The organism is Kibdelosporangium persicum, assembly GCF_013280595.1.
GTDB classification, from domain to species: domain Bacteria; phylum Actinomycetota; class Actinomycetes; order Mycobacteriales; family Pseudonocardiaceae; genus Kibdelosporangium; species Kibdelosporangium persicum.
The window spans coordinates 126,122-147,868 of sequence record NZ_JAAATY010000022.1; the positions used below are offsets into that span (position 1 = coordinate 126,122).

The 21,747-nt window shown below is 67.6% G+C and carries 20 protein-coding genes; 9 read left to right on the forward strand and 11 right to left on the reverse strand.

What is annotated here, in order from left to right; translation table 11 throughout:
* Positions 1-131 precede the first annotated feature (131 nt).
* Positions 132-1,067, forward strand: a complete 936-nt coding sequence (locus GC106_RS32010) for a zinc-binding dehydrogenase (protein ID WP_173138345.1) — start codon at positions 132-134, stop codon at positions 1,065-1,067.
* Here the strand turns inward: GC106_RS32010 and GC106_RS32015 are convergent.
* The 6 genes from GC106_RS32015 to GC106_RS32040 all read right to left on the reverse strand — a co-directional run bounded on the left by GC106_RS32015 (position 1,057) and on the right by GC106_RS32040 (position 7,573).
* Complete coding sequence (locus tag GC106_RS32015; RefSeq protein ID WP_173138347.1) at positions 1,057-1,863, reverse strand: carbohydrate ABC transporter permease; 807 nt, start codon at positions 1,861-1,863, stop codon at positions 1,057-1,059. The two genes, GC106_RS32010 and GC106_RS32015, sit on opposite strands and share 11 nt — an antisense overlap.
* 10 nt (positions 1,864-1,873) lie before the next feature.
* Positions 1,874-2,815: a carbohydrate ABC transporter permease gene (locus tag GC106_RS32020; RefSeq protein ID WP_173138349.1), complete on the reverse strand. Its 942-nt coding sequence runs from the start codon at positions 2,813-2,815 to the stop codon at positions 1,874-1,876.
* Positions 2,812-4,056: an ABC transporter substrate-binding protein gene (locus GC106_RS32025; RefSeq protein ID WP_173138351.1), complete on the reverse strand. Its 1,245-nt coding sequence runs from the start codon at positions 4,054-4,056 to the stop codon at positions 2,812-2,814. The genes GC106_RS32020 and GC106_RS32025 overlap by 4 nt, the downstream gene beginning before the upstream one ends.
* Before the next feature lie 2 nt (positions 4,057-4,058).
* Entirely contained in the window at positions 4,059-5,660 is a 1,602-nt protein-coding gene (locus GC106_RS32030) for an FAD-dependent oxidoreductase (protein ID WP_173138353.1), read from the reverse strand.
* A 57-nt stretch (positions 5,661-5,717) separates the two neighbouring features.
* Complete coding sequence (locus tag GC106_RS32035) at positions 5,718-6,743, reverse strand: LacI family DNA-binding transcriptional regulator (RefSeq protein ID WP_173138355.1); 1,026 nt, start codon at positions 6,741-6,743, stop codon at positions 5,718-5,720.
* A gap of 80 nt (positions 6,744-6,823) precedes the next feature.
* The gene (locus tag GC106_RS32040; protein ID WP_173138357.1) at positions 6,824-7,573 is read right to left on the reverse strand and encodes a TetR/AcrR family transcriptional regulator; all 750 of its coding nucleotides are present in this window, start codon (positions 7,571-7,573) and stop codon (positions 6,824-6,826) included.
* A gap of 109 nt (positions 7,574-7,682) precedes the next feature.
* On the opposite strand from GC106_RS32040, the gene GC106_RS32045 reads away from it, so the two are divergent.
* On the forward strand, positions 7,683-8,615 hold the full coding sequence (locus GC106_RS32045; RefSeq protein WP_173138359.1) for an ATP-binding cassette domain-containing protein: 933 nt from the start codon (positions 7,683-7,685) through the stop codon (positions 8,613-8,615).
* Positions 8,612-9,400 (forward strand): ABC transporter permease, encoded by a 789-nt coding sequence (locus GC106_RS32050; RefSeq protein ID WP_173138361.1) that lies wholly within the window; start codon positions 8,612-8,614, stop codon positions 9,398-9,400. The genes GC106_RS32045 and GC106_RS32050 overlap by 4 nt, the downstream gene beginning before the upstream one ends.
* Before the next feature lie 99 nt (positions 9,401-9,499).
* Here the strand turns inward: GC106_RS32050 and GC106_RS32055 are convergent, their stop codons facing one another.
* The 3 genes from GC106_RS32055 to GC106_RS32065 are packed head-to-tail and all read right to left on the reverse strand — an operon-like array spanning position 9,500 to position 12,540.
* A complete protein-coding gene (locus tag GC106_RS32055; RefSeq protein WP_173138363.1) occupies positions 9,500-10,657 on the reverse strand; it encodes a 4-hydroxybenzoate 3-monooxygenase in 1,158 nt (385 codons plus the stop codon).
* Between the two features lie 59 nt (positions 10,658-10,716).
* Entirely contained in the window at positions 10,717-12,330 is a 1,614-nt protein-coding gene (locus GC106_RS32060) for a purine-cytosine permease family protein (protein ID WP_173138365.1), read from the reverse strand.
* A gap of 57 nt (positions 12,331-12,387) precedes the next feature.
* On the reverse strand, positions 12,388-12,540 hold the full coding sequence (locus GC106_RS32065) for a hypothetical protein (RefSeq protein WP_173138367.1): 153 nt from the start codon (positions 12,538-12,540) through the stop codon (positions 12,388-12,390).
* A gap of 86 nt (positions 12,541-12,626) precedes the next feature.
* Here GC106_RS32065 and GC106_RS32070 point away from each other — a divergent pair, with 86 nt between their 5' ends.
* A complete protein-coding gene (locus GC106_RS32070; protein ID WP_173138369.1) occupies positions 12,627-13,595 on the forward strand; it encodes a GlxA family transcriptional regulator in 969 nt (322 codons plus the stop codon).
* Between the two features lie 109 nt (positions 13,596-13,704).
* Positions 13,705-14,121, forward strand: a complete 417-nt coding sequence (locus GC106_RS32075; protein ID WP_173138370.1) for an SsgA family sporulation/cell division regulator — start codon at positions 13,705-13,707, stop codon at positions 14,119-14,121.
* A gap of 79 nt (positions 14,122-14,200) precedes the next feature.
* Here GC106_RS32075 and GC106_RS32080 read toward each other — a convergent pair whose 3' ends face one another.
* Positions 14,201-15,421 (reverse strand): helix-turn-helix domain-containing protein, encoded by a 1,221-nt coding sequence (locus GC106_RS32080; protein WP_173138371.1) that lies wholly within the window; start codon positions 15,419-15,421, stop codon positions 14,201-14,203.
* A 599-nt stretch (positions 15,422-16,020) separates the two neighbouring features.
* Here GC106_RS32080 and GC106_RS32085 point away from each other — a divergent pair.
* Genes GC106_RS32085 through GC106_RS32095 form a run of 3 tightly spaced genes read left to right on the forward strand, consistent with a single transcriptional unit; the run spans position 16,021 to position 18,477 of the window.
* Positions 16,021-16,722 carry a hypothetical protein gene (locus tag GC106_RS32085; RefSeq protein WP_173138372.1) on the forward strand — a complete coding sequence of 234 codons (702 nt, stop codon included), beginning with the start codon at positions 16,021-16,023 and terminating at the stop codon, positions 16,720-16,722.
* Positions 16,719-17,264: an ImmA/IrrE family metallo-endopeptidase gene (locus GC106_RS32090; RefSeq protein ID WP_173138376.1), complete on the forward strand. Its 546-nt coding sequence runs from the start codon at positions 16,719-16,721 to the stop codon at positions 17,262-17,264. Before GC106_RS32085 ends, GC106_RS32090 begins: the two co-directional genes overlap by 4 nt.
* Positions 17,248-18,477: an MAB_1171c family putative transporter gene (locus GC106_RS32095; protein WP_173138379.1), complete on the forward strand. Its 1,230-nt coding sequence runs from the start codon at positions 17,248-17,250 to the stop codon at positions 18,475-18,477. Before GC106_RS32090 ends, GC106_RS32095 begins: the two co-directional genes overlap by 17 nt.
* On the opposite strand, the gene GC106_RS32100 is transcribed toward GC106_RS32095, so the two are convergent.
* Positions 18,458-18,943 (reverse strand): sigma-70 family RNA polymerase sigma factor, encoded by a 486-nt coding sequence (locus tag GC106_RS32100; protein WP_173138381.1) that lies wholly within the window; start codon positions 18,941-18,943, stop codon positions 18,458-18,460. The two genes, GC106_RS32095 and GC106_RS32100, sit on opposite strands and share 20 nt — an antisense overlap.
* A gap of 611 nt (positions 18,944-19,554) precedes the next feature.
* Between GC106_RS32100 and GC106_RS32105 the strand changes: the two genes are divergently transcribed.
* Positions 19,555-21,738 (forward strand): ATP-binding protein, encoded by a 2,184-nt coding sequence (locus tag GC106_RS32105; protein WP_173138382.1) that lies wholly within the window; start codon positions 19,555-19,557, stop codon positions 21,736-21,738.
* Positions 21,739-21,747: the final 9 nt, after the last annotated feature.

Genomic DNA, 21,747 nt, shown 5'->3' on the forward strand with positions numbered 1-21,747 from the left:
ATCTCGCGAAAGCCTAGAGCTTACCAAGCGGGCACCCCCTCCCTCTCGTGAGTGTTTATCAGGGTTAGAACACCGATAAACACTCACGAGGGGGTTGACCTCAACTTCTGTTGAGGTTCGAGACTGGCGGTATGCGAGCGATCGAAGCAGCCGAACACGGCGGCCCCGAGGTGCTGAGGACCGTCGAGGCGCCGGACCTGGTCCCGGACGCGGGCCACGTCCTGATCGACGTGGCCGTGGCCGGGGTCCAGTCGTTGGACACGTATCTGCGCCGCGGTCTCTGGACGGACTTCTTCCCCGTCAAGCCGCCCTACATCCCCGGCATGGAGGCCGCCGGAGTCGTCACGGCCGTGGGCGAGGGCGTCGATCCCGGCTGGGTGGGCCGGAACGTGGCGGCCAGCGTCCAGAACGGGTACGCGACCCAGGCCGTCACCGAGGTCGGCAAGATCCATCCGGTGCCGGACGGCCTCGGCCCGCGAGAAGCCATGGCACTGCTGCACGACGGCAGCACAGCCTATGCCCTGCTTGAGGAAACGCCGGTCAAGGAAGGCGAATCCGTCCTCGTGCAACCGGCAGCGGGCGGTCTGGGCAGCGTTCTCGTCCAACTGCTCAAGGCGGCTGGCGCCCGGGTGGTCGGTGTGGCGCGTGGCGACACAAAACTGGCGCTGGTGAAGGAACTCGGCGCCGACGTCGTGGTCGACTACAGCTCAGCGGACTGGCTCAGCCAGGTCGGCACCGTGGATGTCGCGTTCGACGGCGTCAGCGGACCGCTTGGCCAGGCGGCGTTCAGTGCTGTGCGTGACGGCGGCCGATACTCCAACTACGGCAACGCGAGTGGCTCGGCCGAAAGCGTTTCGCCCGGGCGCGGCATCACCACGCGAGGCATCGAACAGCTCTCGACGTTCCACGCCGACGGCCGCCGCCGGATCGAGCGCGTGTTCGAACTCGCCGCGACCGGGAAGATCCGTCCGGTGATCGGCCGGACCTTCCCGCTCGACCAGGCGGCCGAGGCACATCGGGCGATCGAGGCGCGGGAGGTGCTGGGCAAGACGCTGCTCATCCCTTGAGCCCGGTCTGGGCGAGTCCTTCCACGAAATGCCGTTGGGCGATGACGAAGACGGCCAGCACCGGCAGAACGGTCGTGACCGACGCGGCCAGCTGGACGTTCCAGATGTTGCCGCCGTAGACGTCGACGTACTGGGTGAGCGCGAGCGGCAAGGTGAACATCTCCTTGTCGCTCAGGTACACCAGCGGTTCGAGGAAGAAGTTCCACGTGTTCAGGAAGGTAAAGATGGCCACGGCCGCCAGGGCCGGCCTGGCGATCGGCAGCGCGATCCGCCGGTACAGCCCGAACCGGCCGAGGCCGTCCAGCCTTCCTGCCTCTTCCAGCTCGTCCGGCACGGTGATGAAGAACTGCCGCATCACGAACGTGGCCAGCACGCTCGGCGCGCCGAAGATCGGGATGACGATCAGCGGCCAGTGCGTGTCGGTCAGCCCGAGCGAGTCGACCATCCGGAACAGCGGGATGATCGTCACCTCACTGGGAATCAGCAGTCCGATGAGGACGATCACGAACAGCTTGTCGCCACGGAACCTGATCCTGGCGAACGCGTATCCGGCCAAGGACGCCACGAGCATCGTGCTGACCGTGACGATCGCCGCGATGTAGAGGCTGTTGAAGTACTGCCGGGCCAACGGGTAGTCGGCGAACGCGGTCGCGTAGTTCTCCCAGCGCGGCGAAGCCGGGAACAGTTTCGGTGGGTAGCTCAGCACTTCGTTGGCGGGCAACAGCGATGCCGTGATCATCCACCACGTCGGGAAGACGAACGGCACCGCGAGCAGGACCAGCAGCGGGTACAACATCCAGCGACGGCTACGCCTCATAGAAGACCCACCGCTTCCGCATCCGCCACTGCAACGTGGTCAGCAACGCGATGATCACGAACAGGACCACCGCCAGCACGGCTCCGTAACCGAAGTCGTGGTTGCCGAACGCCTGCTGGTAGAAGTAGAAGACCAGCACGTTCGTGCTGTCCGCGGGCCCGCCCAGCGTCAGGATCTGGATCTGCGCGAACACGTGCAGCGCCCCGCTCACCGTGATGATCGCGGTCAGCAAGGTGGTCGGGCTGATCATCGGCAGGGTGATGGTGCGGAACCGCCGCCACGGTCCGGCACCGTCAAGCTCGGCAGCCTCCAGAAGCGACCGGGGCACGCCTTGCAGCGCGGCGAGGAACAGCACCATGTTCAGGCCGACGTTCTTGACGACCTGCACCACGATCACCGAGACCATCGCGGAGTTCTCGCCGCGCAACCAGTTCGGGCCGTCGATGCCGACCGTCCGCAGCATCGCGTTGATACTGCCGTTGTCCTGCAACATCAGGTTCCACGCGATCGTCCACGCCACCAGCGAGACCACGACCGGCGAGAAGAAGATCGTCCGGAACACCGTGGTGCCACGGAGTTTCTGGTTCAGCAGCACGGCCAGCAGCAACGCCAGGCCGAGGTTGAGGACCACGAGCCCGACGCAGAACAACGCGGTCGCGCGGGCGACGGACGGCATCACCGGGTCGTCGAGCAGGTGCTCGTAGTTCTTCAGCCCGGCGAACTCCGTGGTCCCGGCGAGCAGGTTGGTGCTCTGGAAGCTGTACCAGATCACCGCGACCAACGGCACCAGCACGAAGAACACGAACCCGAGCGCCTGTGGCGCGATGAACGCCCAGCCGACCAGCGCGTCCCGGCGGCGGATCGTCCAGAAGGGCTTGGCGACCGGCGGCTCTGGCGGTGCCGCCGGGCGTGCGGGCGCTCGCACGGTCATTGGCTCAGCACCGGGTTGATCGCCTTGCACACGCCGTCAAGCACGGCGGGCACGTTCGCATCAGGCTTCCACAGCGGGTCCAGTGCGGACTGAACCAGGCTGTTAATCTTCGCGCTGTTGGTGTGCGCGGGCAGCACCTCGCCGGTCCTGATCCCGTTCACCACGACGTTCTGCAGCTGTTCCGCGCTGAACAACGGGCTCACCTTGGCCAGGCTCTGCGCGTTGACCAGGCTTTCCCGTGCGGGCGGGAAGAACTGGCTCAGCTTGGCCGAGTTCTCCGGGCTGGTGAAGAACTTCAGGAAGTCCGCGGCCGCCTCCTTCTGCTTGCCCTTGACCGGAACGCCGATCCCCGCCTGGCCGATCACCTGCGCGTTGGCCTTCGGGCCCGCGGGCAGCGGCACGATGCCCCACTCGAACGGCTTCTCCTTGAGCAGTCCGGCCCGGCTGATCTGCGCGACCGTCATGCCGGACTGCCCGGCGAAGAAGTCCGCGGTCGTGCCCGGCCCCGGCAGTGCCTTGTCGGTGAAGATCGCCTTGTGCAGGAAGGTCATCGCCGTGACCATCTCCGGCGTGGTGAAGCCGCACGCCTTGCCGTCCCGCGGCCACGCGTCCGCGCCGAAACCGCGCCACACCGAGGCCAGCGTGACCCACATCTTGTACTCGAAGTCCCGGATCACCAGGCCGGACTTGCCCGGCACGCGGGCGACGACCTGCGCGGCCATCCGCATCGCGGTCTCCCACGTCCACCGGCCTGCTGCCTGCGCCTGCTCAGGTGTCTCGGTGATCCCGGCCTGCGCGAACAGATCCTTGTTGTAGAACATGCCGAACGGGGACGTGGAGAACGGATACGCGTACAGCTCGCCGTTCTTCTGCCACAGCTTGGTGGCCGCGGGCGTCAGCTCCTGCGGGTCGGTCAGGACCTTGCTGAGGTTCACCAAGGCGCCGGACTGCACGAAGTCGGGCGCGTCCCGTTCCAGAATCCACGCCAGATCGGGCGGGTTGCTCCCGGCCAGCTGGGTGGTCAGTGCGGTGTTGTAGCGGTCGAACGGCACCACGTCGAAGGTGATCGACTTGACGTCCGGGTGTTGCCGTCGGTACTCGCCGGCGATCTCGTCGAACAGGGCCAGCTGGGTTTTCTCGCTGGTCCACACCGTCATCCGGAGGTTCACTTCGCCGTTGCCGCCACCACCGCCGGAGCATCCGGCGACGACGAGGAGCAAGGCCAGTAAGGCGACTCTCATGGTCAGTATCCTTTGATCTCCGGCCAGGCCAGCTCGACGCCGCGCTGGGTCAGCACGGACTGGAAGTCGGTGAGCAGGTCGGGCTTCTCGCGGACCGCGTGCGGAGGTTCCCCGGTCTGGACACACCGGGCGGCGAGCGCACCGGCGGCCTCGCCGATGTTCCACTCGACCGGGTGCAGCCGGTAAGCACCGTTGGTGATGTGTGTGGTGCCGATGTTCTTGTTGGCGGGCAACAGGTTGCGCATCCTGATCGGCAGCAGCGCGCCGAGCGGGATCTGGAACGGCGTGGAGGCCACGTCCAGGTAGTTGTCGCCGCCGGTCGACGGATGCAGGTCGATCCGGTACATCCCGACACCGACCGAGTCGTGGTACCGCGTGGCGCCGTGGCCACCACGGATGGCCAGCGACACGTCGGTTTCCTTGATCGTCTCGACTGCCTTGATCCGGCGTGACTCGCGGATGTACGGCTCCTGCGCGAGCCCGTCCGGTGAGCCGAGGATGTCCGGGCGCAGCCGCAACCCGGGGAATCCCGTGCCGCCGTCCGGCCGTGGCGCCTCGGTCTGCATCCAGTACAGCGCCGACAGCGACAGCTGCCGCATGGCCTCCCGGTGCCGCGCGGCATCGTCCACTTCGAACACCGGGCCGTCCAGGTAGTCGATCATCGGCCAGTTCACCAGGGTGATGTCGCTGGCGTACGTGCCCGGCTCGAAGACGTTGCGGGCCGCGATCCGCCGGAACCGCCACAGGTCCAGGGTTCCGGGGTTCTTGCTCTGGTCGGCGACCACCGCGAGCGGGTCGTCGTCCGGGTTCGGGTCCAGCCAGCCCTCCGCGGGTTCCAGCGTGCGCGGGTCCGGCCAGCGGAACGCCAGCAGGTCGCCCGGCCAGACCTTCGGCCGTGCGGCACGCCAGTAGTCGTAGCCGGCCGGGCGGTCGATGACATGGTGACCGTCCACATGCTCCATCGTGAAGCACCACGACGCGGCCTGCATGTTCAACGGCTGGGCCTCGGCCGGCGCGCTGGGCTCCCCGGTGTCCCGCTGGGACTCGAAGCCGGTCACGTACTCGACTTGGGCGAGCGGTAGCAGGTCGCCGGTCTCGGTGGCGTCGATGACGTACTTCGCCGTGACGGTCAGATCGTTCGTGAAATGCACGGCTTTGACCTGGTCGTGGTCCACATCCGTCCCGATCGGACGGTGCGGCTGCAACAGCTCGATCCGCCCGGAGGCCCGGTGCGGCGCCAACATGGCCTCCAGCACGGCCACAGCCACCCGTGGCTCGTGGCACAGCGGGCTGACCAGCCCACCGCCCGGGTTGAGCCTGCGGTGCCGCCGTGCTTTCGCGGTCAGCGGGTAGTGCCTGCGGTAGTAGCTGCGGATGCCGTCCCTGAGCGCTCGGTACGAGGCCGTGACGCCGAACTGCTCGCTCCACGGGTGTTCGTCCGGCGGCACGGCCTGGGCCGTGAGCTGGCCGCCGATCCACCGGTCGTCCTCGACGAGGACCACCCGGGCTCCGGCCTCGGCCGCAGCCAGCGCGGCGGCGACACCGCCCAGGCCCGCGCCGACGACCAGGACATCCGTACCGCGTTGTGCCACGCTGCACCCCATCCGCTGATTATTCGAATTAGCGAACGGTAAACACCACACTTCGGCCGTGTCAACAGGTCAGTTCCTGGCGGCGGCCGTGGCACCTTCGTGGATTTCACACGGCAGCAGCACGGACTTGGGCCTGCCGCCCGCCACCAGCTCGATCAGCATCCGCACCGCCCGCGCCCCCATCTGCCGGCGAGGGATGCGGAACATCGACCAGTCGGTGTCCGACCGCGGCACGGGATGCGCGGACAGCCGCTGCGTCGGATCGGGGTCGCCCAACAGGACCATGGACAGGTCCTTCGGCACCTCGATGCCCCTGGTCTCGGCGTACGCCTTGACACCGTCGGCCATCGCGGTGCTCTCCACCAGCAATGCCGTCGCGTCTCCGGCCTTCCGCAGGGCGACTTCCGGATCGTCCTCGACGACGATCAGCGGAGTCTTCCTGTGCCTGCGCGCGGCGGCCTGGTAACCGGCCCGTCTGTCCACAGTGGGCTCGTGCTCTTCGGGCACGCTGAGCAGCGCGATCTTGCGGTGGCCCAGGCGCCACATCCACTCGTAGACGTCCTTCGTGGACGCGACGTAGTCGGCGCCGACGTAGCTGACCGCCCCCGACGGCGATTCCCGGCGGCCGATGAAGACGAACGGGAACTTCTCCTCGACCAGCCGCGCCAGCTCAGCGGGGTCGTTGTGCCTGCCGAGCAGGACGCAGCCGTCCGCGATGCGCAGCCGGTTCGTCTCGCCCTCGTAGACGCGCCTGCGCCCGTCCTTCCGGCCAGGGCTGGTGAACAGCAGCAGGTCGAACCCCCGCGCCTCGGCCTCCTCCTCGATGCCGAGCAGGAACGGCCGGTAGAAGTCGGCGACGCCGGACGGGAAAACCGACTCGTAGGTGAAGACCCCCAGGATCTGGTTGGTCTTGCCGCGCAGTCGCCGGCCCATGATGTCGACCGTGTACCCGGTCGACCGCAACGCCTCTTCCACGCGACGGCGGGTCTCCGGCGACACCCGGACACTGTCCGACCCGTTGAGCACCAGGGAGACGATCGCCTGCGACACCCCGGCGATCCGCGCCACCTGCGCCTGCGTGACACGTCCCGCCATGGCCCCACCCTCTCACCGGTCCAGCTCACGACCAGTATTCACGACCGCGTCCGGACGGCGGTGCGCGCGGCTGCGGCAGGTCACTGGGACCTTCTTTCGATGTGCGCCTCGACGCCGTCGAGGTAGAGCTGGAGGCTGAAGTCGAACTCGGTGTCCTGATCCCCTTCGTCCCACAGTGATTCCGCGTCGAACACGCCCGCGGCCACGAGTTTGGTCAGAGCCGGGAACTCGCGCGGATCGAGCACCCGGGTCAGCACGGTGTGGTACTGACGGCTGAAGGCTGCCGGGTTCTCCTCGAAACCGGCCCGCAGGCTGATGCGCAGCTGCGTTTCCCCGCGTACGAACGTGAGCAGCCCCATCACGATGCCCGCCTTCTCCTGTTCCGACAGGCCCGTGTCGGCCAGGACCGCCAGGCCGCGGTCGAACCACATCAGGTTGTGCGGCCCGAACGGTGGCGCGTTCACCGGAATCTCGGTGTACCAAGGGTGTTTCGCGAGCGCGGCCATGATCGCGTGTCCCCAGTGGACCAGGCCGTCGCGCCAGCCGGCGCCCGGGGGGAACTCCGGCGGCGGTTCCAGTGCCGCGTCGGCCATCAGCATGATCAGTTCGCTCTTGCTCTTCACGTGCCGGTAGAGCGCCATGGTCGAGTTGCCGAGGTGCGCGGCGACCTTGGCCATCGAGACGGCGGCGAGGCCTTCGGCGTCGGCGACCGCCACCGCGGCCCTGATGATGTCCTCGACCGTCAGCGTCGGTTTCGGGCCGCGCCGTGGCGTTTCCCGCATGCCCCACAGCAACGCGACCGGCTCGGGCAGTTCGGTGTCGTCGGCCATCCACTCCCTCTCCTCGCGACCAAGTTTAGAGACGTGACTTGCGCGGCCTCACTGCGTGCGTGCTACGCTATTTAGCGTATCTCACACGCAGTTAATTGGGGAGGGGTCGATGATCGTCGAGGTGACGGGCCTCAGAAAGGCCTACGGCGACAACGTGGTGCTGGACGGGATAGACCTGCACGTGCCGGCGGGATCGGTGTACGCGCTGCTGGGGCCCAACGGCGCGGGCAAGACCACGACCGTGCGGATTCTCACCACGCTGACCCGGCCGGACGCCGGGAAAGTGCTGGTCGCCGGGCACGATGTGGTCCGCGAAGCGGCCAAGGTCCGTGCCGCGATCAGCCTGACCGGGCAGCACGCGGCGGTCGACAACGAGCAGACCGGCCGGGAGAACCTGGTCATGATCGGCCAGCTGATGCACCTGGGCCGGCCGGCCGCACGGCGGCGCGCCGACCAGTTGCTGGAGCGGTTCGACCTCGTCGACGCGATGCACCGCCGGGTCAAGACCTACTCCGGCGGCATGCGCAGGCGGCTGGACCTGGCGATGAGCCTGGTCGCCGAGCCGCGGGTGATCTTCCTCGACGAGCCGACCACCGGCCTGGACCCGGCCAGCCGGACGACCATGTGGGACGCGATCAAGGAACTGGTCCGCGCGGGCACGACGATCGTGCTGACCACGCAGTACCTGGAGGAGGCCGACCGGCTGGCCGACTGGATCGTGCTGATCGACAACGGGCACGTGTCCATGTCCGGCACGGCGGACACGCTCAAGGCACAGGTCGGCGGCGAACGCCTGGAGCTGGTCTTCGACGACGAGGGCGGCGTCCTGCGCGCCGCGGACCTGCTGGGCGGCATCGTGGATCGCGAACGCCGGACGCTCACCATGCCGTCCGACGGCACCGCCGCGCACGTCCACTATGTACTGGGCAGCTTGTCCTCCGCCCACGTCCCGGTCGCCCGGGTGTCGGCGCACCGGCCGACGCTCGACGACGTGTTCATGGCCGTGACCGAGAACCGCACCCGTGAAGGAGTGTCGGCATGACGACCATAACGATCCGGCACGGCGGATTCGGCAACGCCGTGAGCGACGTGTCGACGATGATCGGCCGCAGCATCCGCCTCAACCGGCGCAACCTGGACACGCTGATCATGGCGATCCTGTTGCCACTGATGATGATGGCGTTGTTCGTGTACGTCTTCGGCGGCGCGATCAACACCGGCGTCGAGTACATCAACTACGTCGTTCCGGGCACAATCCTGTTGTGTGTCGGCTACGGCGCCGCGGCCACCGCGATGTCCGTCGCCGACGACATGCACAACGGGATGATCGACCGGCTGCGGTCCATGCCGATCAGCGGCTTCGCCCTGCTGACCGGGCACGTGATCGCGAGCATCGTCCGCAACGGCCTGTCGACGACGGTCGTGATCGCCGCCGCGATCGCGATGGGCTTCCGTCCCAACGGTTCCGTCGTCGACTGGCTGCTCACCGTCGGCCTGCTGGCGTTGTACGTCCTCGCCCTGTCGTGGCTCGCCGCCGGCCTCGGCGCGGTCGCGAGCAGCGTCGAGTCGGCCAGCGCGTTGAGCTTCTTCATGCTTTTCCTGCCGTACCTCAGCAGCGCTTTTGTCCCGACCCACACGATGCCGTCGTTCCTGCGGGCGGTGAGCGAGAACCAGCCGATCACGCCGATCATCGAGACCACCCGTGGCCTGCTGACCGGCACGCCGATCGGCGACAGCGGCTGGATCGCCCTGGTGTGGGCCGTCGGTCTGCTGGCTTTCTCGTTCGTCCTGGCGACTTTGCTGTACCGGCGCCGCACCGGCCGTTGAGCCGCCGAAGCGACGGCGGGGCGCGAAAGGCCCCACGACATTCGCGCCCCACCGTTGCTTTGAGTGTCACACCGGCGAATCGGTTCCCCAGCGGGACGGTCAGATTCCGACGTAGTTCTCGGCGAAGTGGTCCTGGTGCGCCCGCGAGTCACGCAGGCTTTCCAGCCGTGCCCGCTGCAACGAGCGGAGGAACACCGCATCGTCGTCGTTCCCGGACGGGCTGTGCAGGAGGTTGATCATCCAGTGGGAGAACTCCTGCGCACGCCAGATCCGCGGCAGCACCTCGGCCGAATAGCTCTTCAACGGCACCGAGTCACCCAGGTTGATCTGCCCCGCCAGTGCCTTGGCGAGCGTTTCCGCCGCCATCAGCGCGAGGTTGGCGCCCTTGGCCGCCGACGGGCTGATCAGACTGGCGGCGTCCCCGGCGAGGAACAGTGACGCGTGCTGGATCGGATCCATCACATGGGACGTCATGTGCACGATCCGGCGTTCCACGAACCGGCCGGTACGCAACGGCCCGTACTGGTCGGTCCGCATCCGCAGCCGCAACTCGTCCCAGATCCTTTCGTCCGGCCATGAACGCGGGTCGAAGTCCTTGGGCACCTGGAGGTAATACCGGGTGATCGTGGCGTTACGCGCCATGTGCCCGGCGAAACCGTTGGGGTGCATGGCGTACAGCACGGCTGACACGCTCGGTCCGGCCTCGGCCAGCAGCGCGAACCACGAGATACCGTGGTCCCGTTGGTACACCCGAGCGGGAACGGCGCGGCGCGAGACACCGTGCTGGCCGTCGCACCCCGCCACGAACTGACCTGTCAACCTCGAACCATCGCCGAGCAGGAGCGACGCGCCCTCGGCATCGATCTCCGAGACTTCCGTGGAGAACAGGATTTCTCCGCCCCGGTCGAGGAATTCCTTGACCAGGTCACGGACCAGGTCCTGCTGCGGGTACACGGTGTGCATCTCGCCCCGCCCCAACCCGCTGTACTTGAGTTCGAACTCGCCGTGGTCGCCCCGGAACGCACACGTGTCGTGCGTCAGTCCGTTGGCGTGCAAGCCATCGGCGAGTCCGTTCTCGGTCAGGATACGTACGCTGTTCGCGGCGAGGAAGCCGGCACGGGCGCGCTGTTCGACGTGGGCACGGCTCTGCCGTTCCACGATCAGGCAGCGGATCCCCTCCGCCCGCAACATGTTCCCCAGTACCAGGCCCGCGGGCCCGGCGCCGCAGATGAGCACGTCCGCGCTCAACGTGGCCATAACAACCCCCAGTCGTCCTCACCACCGTACATGCGACGGCGAGGAAGACTGAACGGCAGTCAACCTGCTTGCGCAGGCAACACGTGCTCTCCGGTCCGGTCGGTGCTCAGGCAGAGCGAGCAGATCACGCCGCCCCGCGCGCTCGCCAGGACGTCCGGCCGTTCGTAGCTCTGCTCGCAGACCTGGCAGGTGTACCGCGTCGCGCTCGGGTTGCCGTCGGAGTCCAGCATCGGCTCGTCGATCCCGTCGTCGGTGCGGCGCAGGTAATAGCGGCCACGCGTCACGACCGCCATCAACGGCGTGAGCACGAGCGCGATCACCACCGCGGCGACCGGCGAGAACGGCTGGATTCCCGCGCCGAAGGCACCGAAGTAGATCGCGATGGAGATCCCCGAGGACAGCAGGAACGCGGTCAGGCCAACCGGATTGGCCGCGTACAGCATGCCGCGCCGGAACTCCGGCTGTTTCGGCGACAGGCCGAGCAGGAACTTGTTCACCATGATGTCGGTGGCCACGGTGACCACCCACGCGATCGCGCAGTTGGAGTAGAAGCTCAGCAACGAGTTCAGGAAGCTGAACATGTCGGCTTCCATCAGGATCAACGCGAACGCCAGGTTCACCAGCACGAACACCAGCCGTCCCGGATACCGGCGGGACACCCGGGTGACGGAGTTGGTCCACGCCAGCGATCCGGAGTACGCGTTGGTGACGTTGATCTTGACCTGGCTGAGCACGACCAGCAGCAGCGCCAGCGGGACCACCAGCCACACCGGCATCATCTGCTTGAACGCGCCGGTGAACTGCTCGATCGGTTCGACCGCGGCGGCCGCGCCGACGGCGTCCAAAATGTACACGGCGAGGAAGACGCCGATGATCTGCTTGGCCGCGCCGAAGAACACCCAGCCCGGCCCGGCCGCGATCACCGAGATCCACCACGAGCGCCTGTTCGCCGCGGTCTTGGGCGGCATGAACCGCAGGTAGTCGATCTGCTCACCGATCTGTGCCATCAGCGACAGGCAGACGCCCGCGCCGAGCATCACCGCCGCGAGGTCCACACCGGACTTGTGGGACAGGAACCGGTCCACCGAACCGGGATCGGCCACCACCAGGTAGCCGATCGGCGCGACGATCAGCACCAGCCACAGCGGGTTGGTCCACGTCTGCAGCTTGGCCAGTGCCTTCATCCCGTAGATCACCAACGGGATGATCACCAGGGTGGAGACCAGATAGCCCAGCCACAGCGGCATTCCCAGCCCGTAACGCAGGCCCTGCGCCATGATCGAGCCTTCGAGCGCGAAGAAGATGAACGTGAAGCTGGCGAAGATCACACTGGTCAGCACCGAGCCGTAGTACCCGAAGCCGGAGCCGCGCGTGATCAGGTCGAGGTCGATGTTGTACCGGGCCCCGTAGTACGCCAACGGGAAGCCGGTGATCAGGATGATGACCGCGGCGAACAGGATCGCCAGCAGCGCGTTGGATGTGCCGTGCGTCAGGCCGATGCCCGCACCGATGGAGAAATCGGCCATGTAGGCCATCCCGCCGAGCGCGGACGCGCCGACGACCGCGGGAGACCAGCGCCGGTAGGAACGCGGCGCGAACCGGAGCGTGTAGTCCTCCAGCGTTTCGCGGGCGACACCGCCGTGCTGGGTAGGTACTGCCTGGTCGAGTGCCATCCAGGAAAACTATGAACGGGACGTTTCGGCAGCCCTTACCCAGTTGTGACGTACGTGTTAAGGCGACAGGATCGGGTGCGTCCTGGTCGTGTCACGGACGTCGAAGTCCGTGTTGCCCGCCAGCTGCTTGCCCGGCTGGCGGATGTGGTTGCGCTGCAGTCCGTAGACCAGAGCCGCCAACAGGATCACGAGGAAGAGTGTCTCAGCCATGGCAGTAATTTTGCTCTGATCAATTTTCCGCCAACAGTGGCAGTACCGACCTTGTCCGACAAAATCCTGCCACCTACCATGGCGGCATGCTCAAAACCGTGGCCGCGGTGCTCGTGGACGAGTTCGCACCCTTCGAGTTCGGCGTCATCTGCGAGGTCTTCGGCATCGACCGCACTGACGACGGCGTGCCGCCGTTCGAGTTCCGGGTGTGCGGCGAGCGGGCGAACGAGCCGCTGCGGACGACCGTCGGCGTCTCACTGACCCCGGACCACGACCTGGGCGCGCTCGCTGACGCCGATCTCGTCGCGATCCCCGCCGCCAACATCCGCGACGAGTACCCCGAAGCCGTTCTGGACGCCATCCGTACCGCCTCGGCGCGCGGCGCGACCCTGCTGACGGTTTGCAGCGGTGCGTTCCTGCTCGGCGCCACCGGCTTGCTGGACGGCAGGTTGTGCACGACGCACTGGCGGCACGCGGACCAGTTCGCGAGCCGTTTCCCGGCGGCCAAGCTCGATCCGGACGTGCTGTTCGTCGACGACGGCGACATCATCACCAGCGCCGGCACGGCGGCCGGAATCGACGCCTGCCTGCACCTGGTCCGCCGCGAACTCGGCTCCGGCCCCGCCGCCGCGATCGCCCGCCGGATGGTCGTCCCGCCGCAGCGCGACGGCGGGCAACGGCAGTACGTCGAGCTGCCGATGCCGCAGACCGGCGACAGCCTCGAGCCCGTGCTGACGTGGATGCTGGAGCACCTCACGGTCGAGCACACCGTCGCTGACCTGGCCAGACGCGCGCAGATGTCCGAGCGGACGTTCGCGCGCCGGTTCGTGGCGGAGACCGGGACGACACCGTTGCGCTGGTTGTCCACGCAGCGGGTCATGCACGCCCAGCGGCTGCTGGAGGAGACGGCACTGAGCGTCGAGGAGATCGCCCAGCAGTGCGGTTTCGGCAGCGCCGCGCTGCTCAGGCACCATTTCCACAAGGTCGTCGGGGTCGGCCCGAAGGACTACCGGCGGACGTTCGCCGCGAGCCCGAAAGGGCAGAGATCCGGGTGACGGCGGCCACTGCCCGACACGTTCGAGTGATCATCGTGGATATCGGCATCAGACAGGCCCTGGGGAGGCGTCTCATCGCCGCAAGGCCCAGAAGCTGGAGGAGGCAGCGATGACGCGCGAGGACCACACCGAGATCACCACGACGGTCACGTTCGACCTGGCGTCGGACCATCCGGTGCCGGTCGACGTCGAACTGCGCTACGACACCCGTGACCCGTTCGCGGTGTACGCGCTGTTCGAGCCGGAAGGCGCCCGGGCCGTGCAGTGGATCCTGTCGCGTGACCTGCTGGCCGACGGGCTGATCGTGCGCACCGGCGACGGCGACGTGCGGATGTGGCCGGACAAGAAGGACAACGAACTGGTCGTGATCGAGTTCGTCACGCCGAAGGGCCAGGCCCGGTTCGAGGCGCACGCCCAGGACATCGCCGACTTCCTGGACACCACCTACGAGGTCGTGCTGCCCGGCGCCGAGGACGAGTGGTTCGACTTCGACGCCGAGATCGCGCGGATGATCGCCGCGGGCTGACGCCCCGGCGCCCCGCGTTGGCCGCCAATGTGCTGCCAGAGGGCCCTTCTGGCAGTCGCATCGACAGGTGGGACCGCGCTCAGATCCTGGGGACGGCCACGCCGACACCGGCGAGCTGGCCGTACAGCGTGCGCACCGAGAGGTCGTCGCCGTACTTCGACAGCCGACGCACCACCGAGGTCAGGCACACCTGGTCACGGACCGGGCGGATCGGCGCGACTCGCGGCACCACCTGGGAGGTGGTCGCGCAGGCCTCCTCGATTTTGCGCTGGTCGGCCAGCGCGGAGGCGAGCAAAGTCCTTGTGCAGACGCGTACTCCGGGCCAGCGCTCGCTCAGTTTGACCGCCGTACGGGCGAATCCCTCGGCCTCGCGCGGCCAGCCGAGGAACCGGAACGACAACGCGCACCCCGACGCGAGGTAGAGCCGGTCGGTCGGGTCCGCCGAGGCCATGCTCTCCAGCGACTTCTCCGCCTTGCGCAGCACCTGCAGGCACGTGTCGCGGTCGCCCATCATCGCGTAGCAGGACGCCGCCATCGAGGCGACCTCCACACGCAACAACGTGAGCCCTGTCTTCTCCGCGGCCTGTTCGGCCATGCGGATCACCGGCACCGCTGATTCGAGCGTGCCGTGGAACAGGGACTGGAAGCTCAGTGCCGCAAGGATCTCCGCGGACAACGCCAGTTCGCCGGACCGCCTGCTCAGGTTGAGCGCGATCCGCATCCGCTGGCTGCCCAGCGTGACCTCACCTTCGTCGTAGGCGTACCAGCCGCCGCGCAGGTACGACTCCGCCGCCGCCCGGAAAACGTTCTCGGTCGGCGCCTCGGTTTCCTCGGTCGCCTCGTTGCCCAGCCACCGGAACAGCTGCCGCATCCCGAGCCCGACCTGGTCGTCCGGCCTGCTCACGGTGCGCAGCGCGGTGAAACCGCCCTCGCCGCCCGCGAACTCGGCCTGGCGGGACCCGGAGAGCTGGAACCACAACAGCCGCTGCGGGATCTTCAGCGCCTTCGCCCAGCGCTCAAGCTTGTCCAGGTCGTGCACCTGACTTCGGTCACGCTCGATCCTGCTGATCTGCCCCTGGCTCACCCCAAGCCAGTTGGCGACTTCCGCCTGACCGACGTTGCCGGCCCGCCGGTACTCGCGCAGCAGCTGGCCGAAGTGACGTTCCGCGGCCGCCGCACGCATGGGGGCGGCATCCCAGAACTCGTCCGGCCGGGCCGGCGCGCCGGCCCTGCCAGACCGGCGAGGGGTGGTGTCCACCCCGCCGTGAGCGCTGGTCCGCCCACCTGGTTGCTGCTTCATCTTCAGAACTCCGCTCCTTCATCGCGGCCGAGGATCTGGGGTTTGCTCAGCAGTCCACCCGGAGCGCCATCGGATCGCATTTCGTCCCGCTCGAGGATCCTGACCCAAACGAGGACCAGTCCGAGTACCAGGTTGTCGCTGGCCTGATCGCCGACTGCGGGGTTCCGGCGCTGGCAGGGGCGGGGGCCTGGTCACGCCCCATGATCGTCGTGGTACCTGAATTTGTCTCGTTTTTTGTCTCGGCCGCGCCGGCGAGACCGTTCAGCAGCGTCGCGGCGACGGTCGCCGTGGCGATGCCCGTCGCGGTCAACACGATGATCCGGGTATCGAGGCGCTCACTCGTCGCGCGGGACCGGCCACCGGTCGCCCTATGCCGTGCGCGCATACACGGAACCTCTCTATCAGCTCGAACCTGCACCCTGGTCTGGCTGGCGGCGCTTACACCACGACTTCAACTGGCGTAGGAGATCTGGTGGATCACCCCCAACAGGAGTAGAAATACGCCGACCGGAGCATAGGGGTGCGACGCACAGTGTTCAACCCTTACCTGAGTGTTTCGAATGGGTACATTTTCGACGCGATTGAGTGAGGAGGGGGATATGACCCGTGTCGGGGAGGGTCTGTTCGCCGCGGTCCTCGACGACCTCTGCCGCCATCCGCCGGCAAGGCGCAGGCGGCTGAGCAACGTCGAGCTCGCAGCGGCGATCCGCGATCGCGGCGGGGACATCGGGCACGCGTACATCGCGCAGCTGCGCAAGGGACAGAAGGACAATCCGACCCGTCAGGCGATCGAGGACCTGGCGGGCGCACTGGGGGTGCATCCGGCCTACTTCGTCGGCGGACGGCGGGAGCTGGCCGAAGGCGAGACGCCGCGCTGGCGGCACGAGGCGTTGAAAACACTGTTCGACACCGCGCACGGAACGGTGTCACCGGAGGACGTCGCGGCCGCCATCAGCGCCAACGGCCGGTTCGGTTCGATCTCCGCGAGCTACATCCGGGAACTGCTCAACGGTGTCAGCGACAACCCCCGGTTGAAACACATTTTGGGTCTGGCTGAACACTTCGACGTGCCTCCCGCGTACTTCTTTGATGACAGGCTGGCTCGCTGGGTCGACAGCGAACGCGCTGACCTGGTGCAACTCCGGGAGCTTGGTGTGGTCGAGTTCGTGACACGACTCGCGGGCAAGGTTCCGGAGCTGTCCCAGCAGACGCGGCGGGCTACGATCCAGGCGATCGCCGACGCGCTCGAGCCCGGGAAGTACGAGGGCTGGTTCATTCGGCGGGACCAGGAGTCAAGATGAACAGACGCACCCGCCGTGCACTGGTCAACCGCGTCATCGGTGAGCTGGGACTCGCCCCGGACGCCACCTACCAGGAGGCTGCCCGGCGAGTGTGCGAGCTGATGGGCCGGCACCTCGGCAAACACGTGGAAGTGCGCTTCGCGCCGCTGCCGGACGCACGGCTCACCGGCGTCTCCGCGTTGCTGGAGAACGGCAACTACCTGGTGATCTGCGCGGACTCACCCCGCTGGTACCACCGGCTGCAGATCCTGCTGCACGAGTTCGCGCACCTGATGCTCGGTCATCAGCCGGTCACCCTGACCAAGTCGGAAAGCCTGCGCCGGCTGGCTCCGAACCTGCTGCCGGACATGGCGCGGTACGTGGCCGGCCGCACTTCCTTCAACGACCACGAGGAACGGGCCGCCGAGGAACTGGCGGACGAACTGCTCGACGCGATCACCGACCAGCGCTCGTTCGACGAGCCGGGCATGCCCGGGCACGTGCGGCGGATCGTCTCGTCGTTCTCCACCGACCACGAGGCCGCCCATGACGTCCACCTTTGACGTCATCTTCCTGACCGGCGCCCTGGTCGGCGGGCTCGCCCTGACGTACAAGGCGATCCGGCTCTACCGGCACGGCGGGCACGCCCGGTCGTGGGCGTTGACCATCACCATCGCCTACGCCGTGGGCACCGCGGTCATGTCGGCGCCGACGTTCGCCGTCTGGTTCGACGAGTTCGTCGGCATCGACAGCTTCTCGACGCTGCTGGAAGCCTGTATGGAAGCGGGTTTCGCCTGCGGCGCGCTGTCGTTGGTGACGTACTGGCGTTACCCGCTGGGCCGCGCGTGTGAACTGGTGTGGCGGTTCAGCAAGATGTTCTTCGGCCTCGTCGCCGTGATGGTCGTGCTGTTCGCCGTCTCGTCGTTCCCCGGCAGCCACGAGGTGGACTTCATCAGCAAGTACGCCCACCAGCCAACGGTTTCGGCGTTCGTGCTCGTCTACCTGATCCCCACCACGATCGCCACGGCGGCGTCCACCCGCGGCTGCGGCCGGGCGGCCAAGGACCCGGCGATCGCGGAGTTCCCGTGGCTGCGCCGGGTGTTGCGGTGCCTGCAGATCGCGGTCGGCTTCGCGATGGTGCACCTGGTCGGCGAGTACGTCGCGTTGGCCGCGGCCTGGTTCGGCTGGCATTCCCTGGACTGGGTCTCACCCGTGGCGTCGGCCGCGTCCGCGTTCGGCTTCATCCCGGGCGCGTTGGCGGCGGCGTTGCCCGGCATCGAGCGTCTCAAGCCACGGCTGCACCTGGCGTGGGAACGCTGGCAGGTGTTCGTGCTGCTGCGGCCGTTGCACCGCTCGCTGCGGTTCGTCAACCCGGAAGTCGTGTTCGTGGCACGGGGGAAGCGCTTCTGCCCGCACCACAGAGTGCGTCGGCAACTGCTGGAACTGAGCGAATGGCGCTGGACACTCGCGCCCCGCTTCGACCCGGACGTCCGCGCGGCGGCCGAGCGGATCGGGAGCATCCGCGGGCTGACGGGAGCGGACCTCGACGCGACGGTGGAAGCGGCCCAACTGAGAGCAGCGATCAACCACTCCCGCAAGGTGTCCGGAACGGTGTATCCGGAAGCGACACATGACGGCTCCGGTTTGGACAGTGAGTACGCCTGGTGGGTCGCTGTGGCGCACGCGTTCCGGAACTCGAGCGTGGTGACAGCCGCGCTGACGGAGGCCAGGGTGCATCGCGTCCGCGGCTTCCTGTTCACGTCGTCCGGTCGCTGAGCGCCCGCCGCAGCGCCCGAACCCCGTGGTACATCCGGGACTTCACGGTCCCGGGCGGCACTCCCAGCATGTCCGCGACCTCGTTGACCGTCCGGCCGCGCAGGTACGTCTCCTGGATGACTTCTCGCTGCGCCTGCGGCAACCTGTCCAACGCCCGGTGCACGACCATGGCGGAAACAGTCTGGTCAGCGGGGTCCGGCACGCTGACGTAGTCCTCATGCGCCTCTTCGACCTCGAACGGCCGCGCCTGTCTGCTCCGCCGGTCGTCGATGACAACGCGTCGCGCGACCGTGCACATCCAGGCGCGTAGGAGTTGTGGCCGCGGGTCGAGCCTGCTCGCGTTGCGCCACGCCCTGATCAGGGTCTCCTGCACCACGTCCTCGGCCCAATGCCGGTCGTAACCGGTCAACCGCAACGCGTACGGCATGAGCGAGACGCCCATCTCCTGATACAGCACGTGACCCATGCCCACATCGTCTTTTGTTGCGGCACAAGGGTCCAGCCGCTAATCCCAGAGCGCATACCGCCGGCAACGGTTATCAGAACCCAAGCAGGACAAGCGAACTACTTGCCGGGCATGGCGCCCCACCTCTCCGAGGCCGCTTTCCCCGCAAAGGACACAGCGGTGACCGAACCGGCACCGTGGCCCGCGTTGTCCGCACCGCCAACCTGTTGACCGACTGCCAACAAAGGATTCGTAGAGATCGGGCCGTGCTCTATCCACAGGCACGCCTACCCTGGGAGGGCTCCCGGCGACCCGGGGCACACTGGCGGAAACCGCGAACGAAAGGGGGGAGGGACATGGTCAGCTTGGGGGTGAAACTGACCAGGCCCCTCCCTCAGGTGGCGGCTGGTGCTGGGGACACCGGAATGCCGCCGGCCACCTCGCAGCCGTCAGGCCGGGGCGAGGGGTCGTCATGCCAGGCGAGCACTACCGGCGTGGGTAGTACTGCCGTTGCCATAGGCCCCAGCCGATTGGCACGCTTGTGCTCACAACTATCACTGAGGGACATCCACGGCGGGAGTAGTTGACTGTTGCCTTGTCAGCAGGCAACGAGAGTCGACCAGGAGGGGCGAGTGTCCGCGTTCGGCAAGCGACTGCGGGAGGCCAGGCAGGCCGCCGGCTGGTCGTTGCGCGAACTTTCCGCCCGGGTGCACTACAACACCGGCTATCTCAGCAAGATCGAGAACGGGCTGCGGCCCGCGTCGATCGAGCTGGCGAAACGCTGCGACGCCGAGCTGGGCACGACGCTCGCCCGGCTGATCCCGCCGTCGGTTCCCCGGTCGACGCAACGGCCTTCGCCACGGCAACTGCCCGCGCACGACCCGCGGATCGTCGACCGGGCCGAGGACATCAAGGCGTTGGACGCCATGCTGGACGGCGACCGGATGACGATCGCCGTGCTCTCCGGCACAGCGGGCGTGGGCAAGACCACATTGGCCCTGCACTGGGCACATCGCATCCAGCACCGCTTCCCGGACGGTCAGCTGTACGCGGCCATGCGTGGTTTCGGTTCGCAACCACCGCAGGACGCGAGCCGGATCCTGCGCGGCTTCCTCCAGGACCTGGGGGTGGCGCCGCAGGCCATCCCGGCCGAGGAGGACGAGCGCGCCGCGATGTTCCGCAGTCTGGTGGCGGACAAACATCTTCTTGTCGTGCTTGACAACGCCAGGGACAGCGAGCACGTGCAGTCACTGCTGCCCGGCAGCCCGACTTGTTGCGTGATCATCACGAGCCGGGACCGTCTTGACCGGTTGGTCGCCCTTGAGGGCGCACAACGCCGCACGCTCGAGCTGTTCGATGTGGGCAGAAGCCAGGAGCTGCTGGCCATGCGGCTCGGCAAGCGGGCCGTCGACTCCGAGCCCGGGGCCGCGACCGAACTGGCCCGGTTGTCCGCCGGGCTCCCGCTCGCGTTGAGCATCGTGGCGTCCCGGGTCAACACGGACTTCGCGACACCGCTGCGCGACCTGGTCGACGAGCTGACCGAAGCCCGGCTCGACGGGCTCGATCTCGGCGACACCCTGGACCTGCGCACGGTTTTCTCGTGGTCGTCCGAACGGCTCTCCCCCTCCGCCGCCCGGATGTTCCGGCTACTGGGCGTGTTCCCCGGCCCGGACATCAGCGTGCACGGTGCCGCAGCCCTCGCCGGGCAGGACATCGGCCACGCCAGGCGTGATCTCACCGAACTGGTGCGGGCACACTTGTTGCGCGAGCAACGTCCCGGCCGGTTCGGTTTCCATGACCTGCTCAAGGCCTACGCCGCCGAGCAGGCCGCCCAGGAGTCCACACGGGACGCCGTCGGCCGGGTGCTCGACCACTACCTGCACACCGCGATCAGCGGCGACAAACAGCTGTACAGCAACCAGACGGGCATCGAAGCCGACCCGCCCGCGGAAGGTTCGCAGCCACGCGAACTGGCCGACTACCCCAACACGCTCCGGTGGTTCGACGAGGAACACCACGTGTTGATGGCGTGCGTGCAGCTCGCCGCGGACGACGGCTGGGACAGGCACGCCTGGCAGCTTCCCCGCGCGCTGGCGGCTTTTCTCCGGCTACGCGGGTACTGGCAGGACTGGGCCAACACGCAGCGGGTCGCTTTGCGCACCGCCCAACGGATCGGCGCCAAGGCCGCGGAGGCGGACGCGCATCGGCTGCTGTCCCAGGCGTATCACAACCTGTGCGAGTACTCCGAAACCGTGCACCACGCCGAGCAGGCGATCGACCTGTACGGGCAGCTCGGTGATCGCAGCGGCGAAGCGTTGGCACACCGCCATTTGGCGTGGACGTACCACGAGAAGACCGACTACGAGAGGGCAATGGCGCACCACCGCCAGGCACTCGCGTTGTTCCGGTGGAGCAACCACCGGCTGGGTGAGGCCAGCAGCCTCAACGGTCTCGGGTGGACGACCGCGCACCTCGGCGACCACCGCGCCGCGCTCGGCTTGTGCGAACAGGCGTTGCGGATCGCCGATCAGTTGCGGGACAAGCACATGCAGGCCTCGGTACGAGACAGCCTCGGCTTCATCCACCACCAGGTCGGATCACTCGGCCAGGCGGCCGAGCACTACCGGCAGGCCATCGCCGCGTTCCGTGAGCTGGGAAGTTCGTACTACGAAGCGTTGTCCCTCAACAGTCTGGGTGACGTCCAACAGGCCGAACAGGATCTGGCCGGCGCGGCGGAGTCGTGGACCGCCGCCAAGGCCATTTTGGACTACCTGCGTCACCCGAAAGCGGCCGAAGTGGCCGTCAAACTTGCCTGACACAGCGGC

Bases quoted from the DNA above. Each gene is read 5' to 3' on its own strand.
- GC106_RS32010 (WP_173138345.1), top strand. From the start codon at position 132: ATGCGAGCGATCGAAGCAGCCGAACACGGCGGCCCCGAGGTGCTGAGG.
- GC106_RS32015 (WP_173138347.1), bottom strand. From the start codon at position 1,863: ATGTTGTACCCGCTGCTGGTCCTGCTCGCGGTGCCGTTCGTCTTCCCG.
- GC106_RS32020 (WP_173138349.1), bottom strand. From the start codon at position 2,815: ATGACCGTGCGAGCGCCCGCACGCCCGGCGGCACCGCCAGAGCCGCCG.
- GC106_RS32025 (WP_173138351.1), bottom strand. From the start codon at position 4,056: ATGAGAGTCGCCTTACTGGCCTTGCTCCTCGTCGTCGCCGGATGCTCC.
- GC106_RS32030 (WP_173138353.1), bottom strand. From the start codon at position 5,660: ATGGGGTGCAGCGTGGCACAACGCGGTACGGATGTCCTGGTCGTCGGC.
- GC106_RS32035 (WP_173138355.1), bottom strand. From the start codon at position 6,743: ATGGCGGGACGTGTCACGCAGGCGCAGGTGGCGCGGATCGCCGGGGTG.
- GC106_RS32040 (WP_173138357.1), bottom strand. From the start codon at position 7,573: ATGGCCGACGACACCGAACTGCCCGAGCCGGTCGCGTTGCTGTGGGGC.
- GC106_RS32045 (WP_173138359.1), top strand. From the start codon at position 7,683: ATGATCGTCGAGGTGACGGGCCTCAGAAAGGCCTACGGCGACAACGTG.
- GC106_RS32050 (WP_173138361.1), top strand. From the start codon at position 8,612: ATGACGACCATAACGATCCGGCACGGCGGATTCGGCAACGCCGTGAGC.
- GC106_RS32055 (WP_173138363.1), bottom strand. From the start codon at position 10,657: ATGGCCACGTTGAGCGCGGACGTGCTCATCTGCGGCGCCGGGCCCGCG.
- GC106_RS32060 (WP_173138365.1), bottom strand. From the start codon at position 12,330: ATGGCACTCGACCAGGCAGTACCTACCCAGCACGGCGGTGTCGCCCGC.
- GC106_RS32065 (WP_173138367.1), bottom strand. From the start codon at position 12,540: ATGGCTGAGACACTCTTCCTCGTGATCCTGTTGGCGGCTCTGGTCTAC.
- GC106_RS32070 (WP_173138369.1), top strand. From the start codon at position 12,627: ATGCTCAAAACCGTGGCCGCGGTGCTCGTGGACGAGTTCGCACCCTTC.
- GC106_RS32075 (WP_173138370.1), top strand. From the start codon at position 13,705: ATGACGCGCGAGGACCACACCGAGATCACCACGACGGTCACGTTCGAC.
- GC106_RS32080 (WP_173138371.1), bottom strand. From the start codon at position 15,421: ATGAAGCAGCAACCAGGTGGGCGGACCAGCGCTCACGGCGGGGTGGAC.
- GC106_RS32085 (WP_173138372.1), top strand. From the start codon at position 16,021: ATGACCCGTGTCGGGGAGGGTCTGTTCGCCGCGGTCCTCGACGACCTC.
- GC106_RS32090 (WP_173138376.1), top strand. From the start codon at position 16,719: ATGAACAGACGCACCCGCCGTGCACTGGTCAACCGCGTCATCGGTGAG.
- GC106_RS32095 (WP_173138379.1), top strand. From the start codon at position 17,248: ATGACGTCCACCTTTGACGTCATCTTCCTGACCGGCGCCCTGGTCGGC.
- GC106_RS32100 (WP_173138381.1), bottom strand. From the start codon at position 18,943: ATGGGTCACGTGCTGTATCAGGAGATGGGCGTCTCGCTCATGCCGTAC.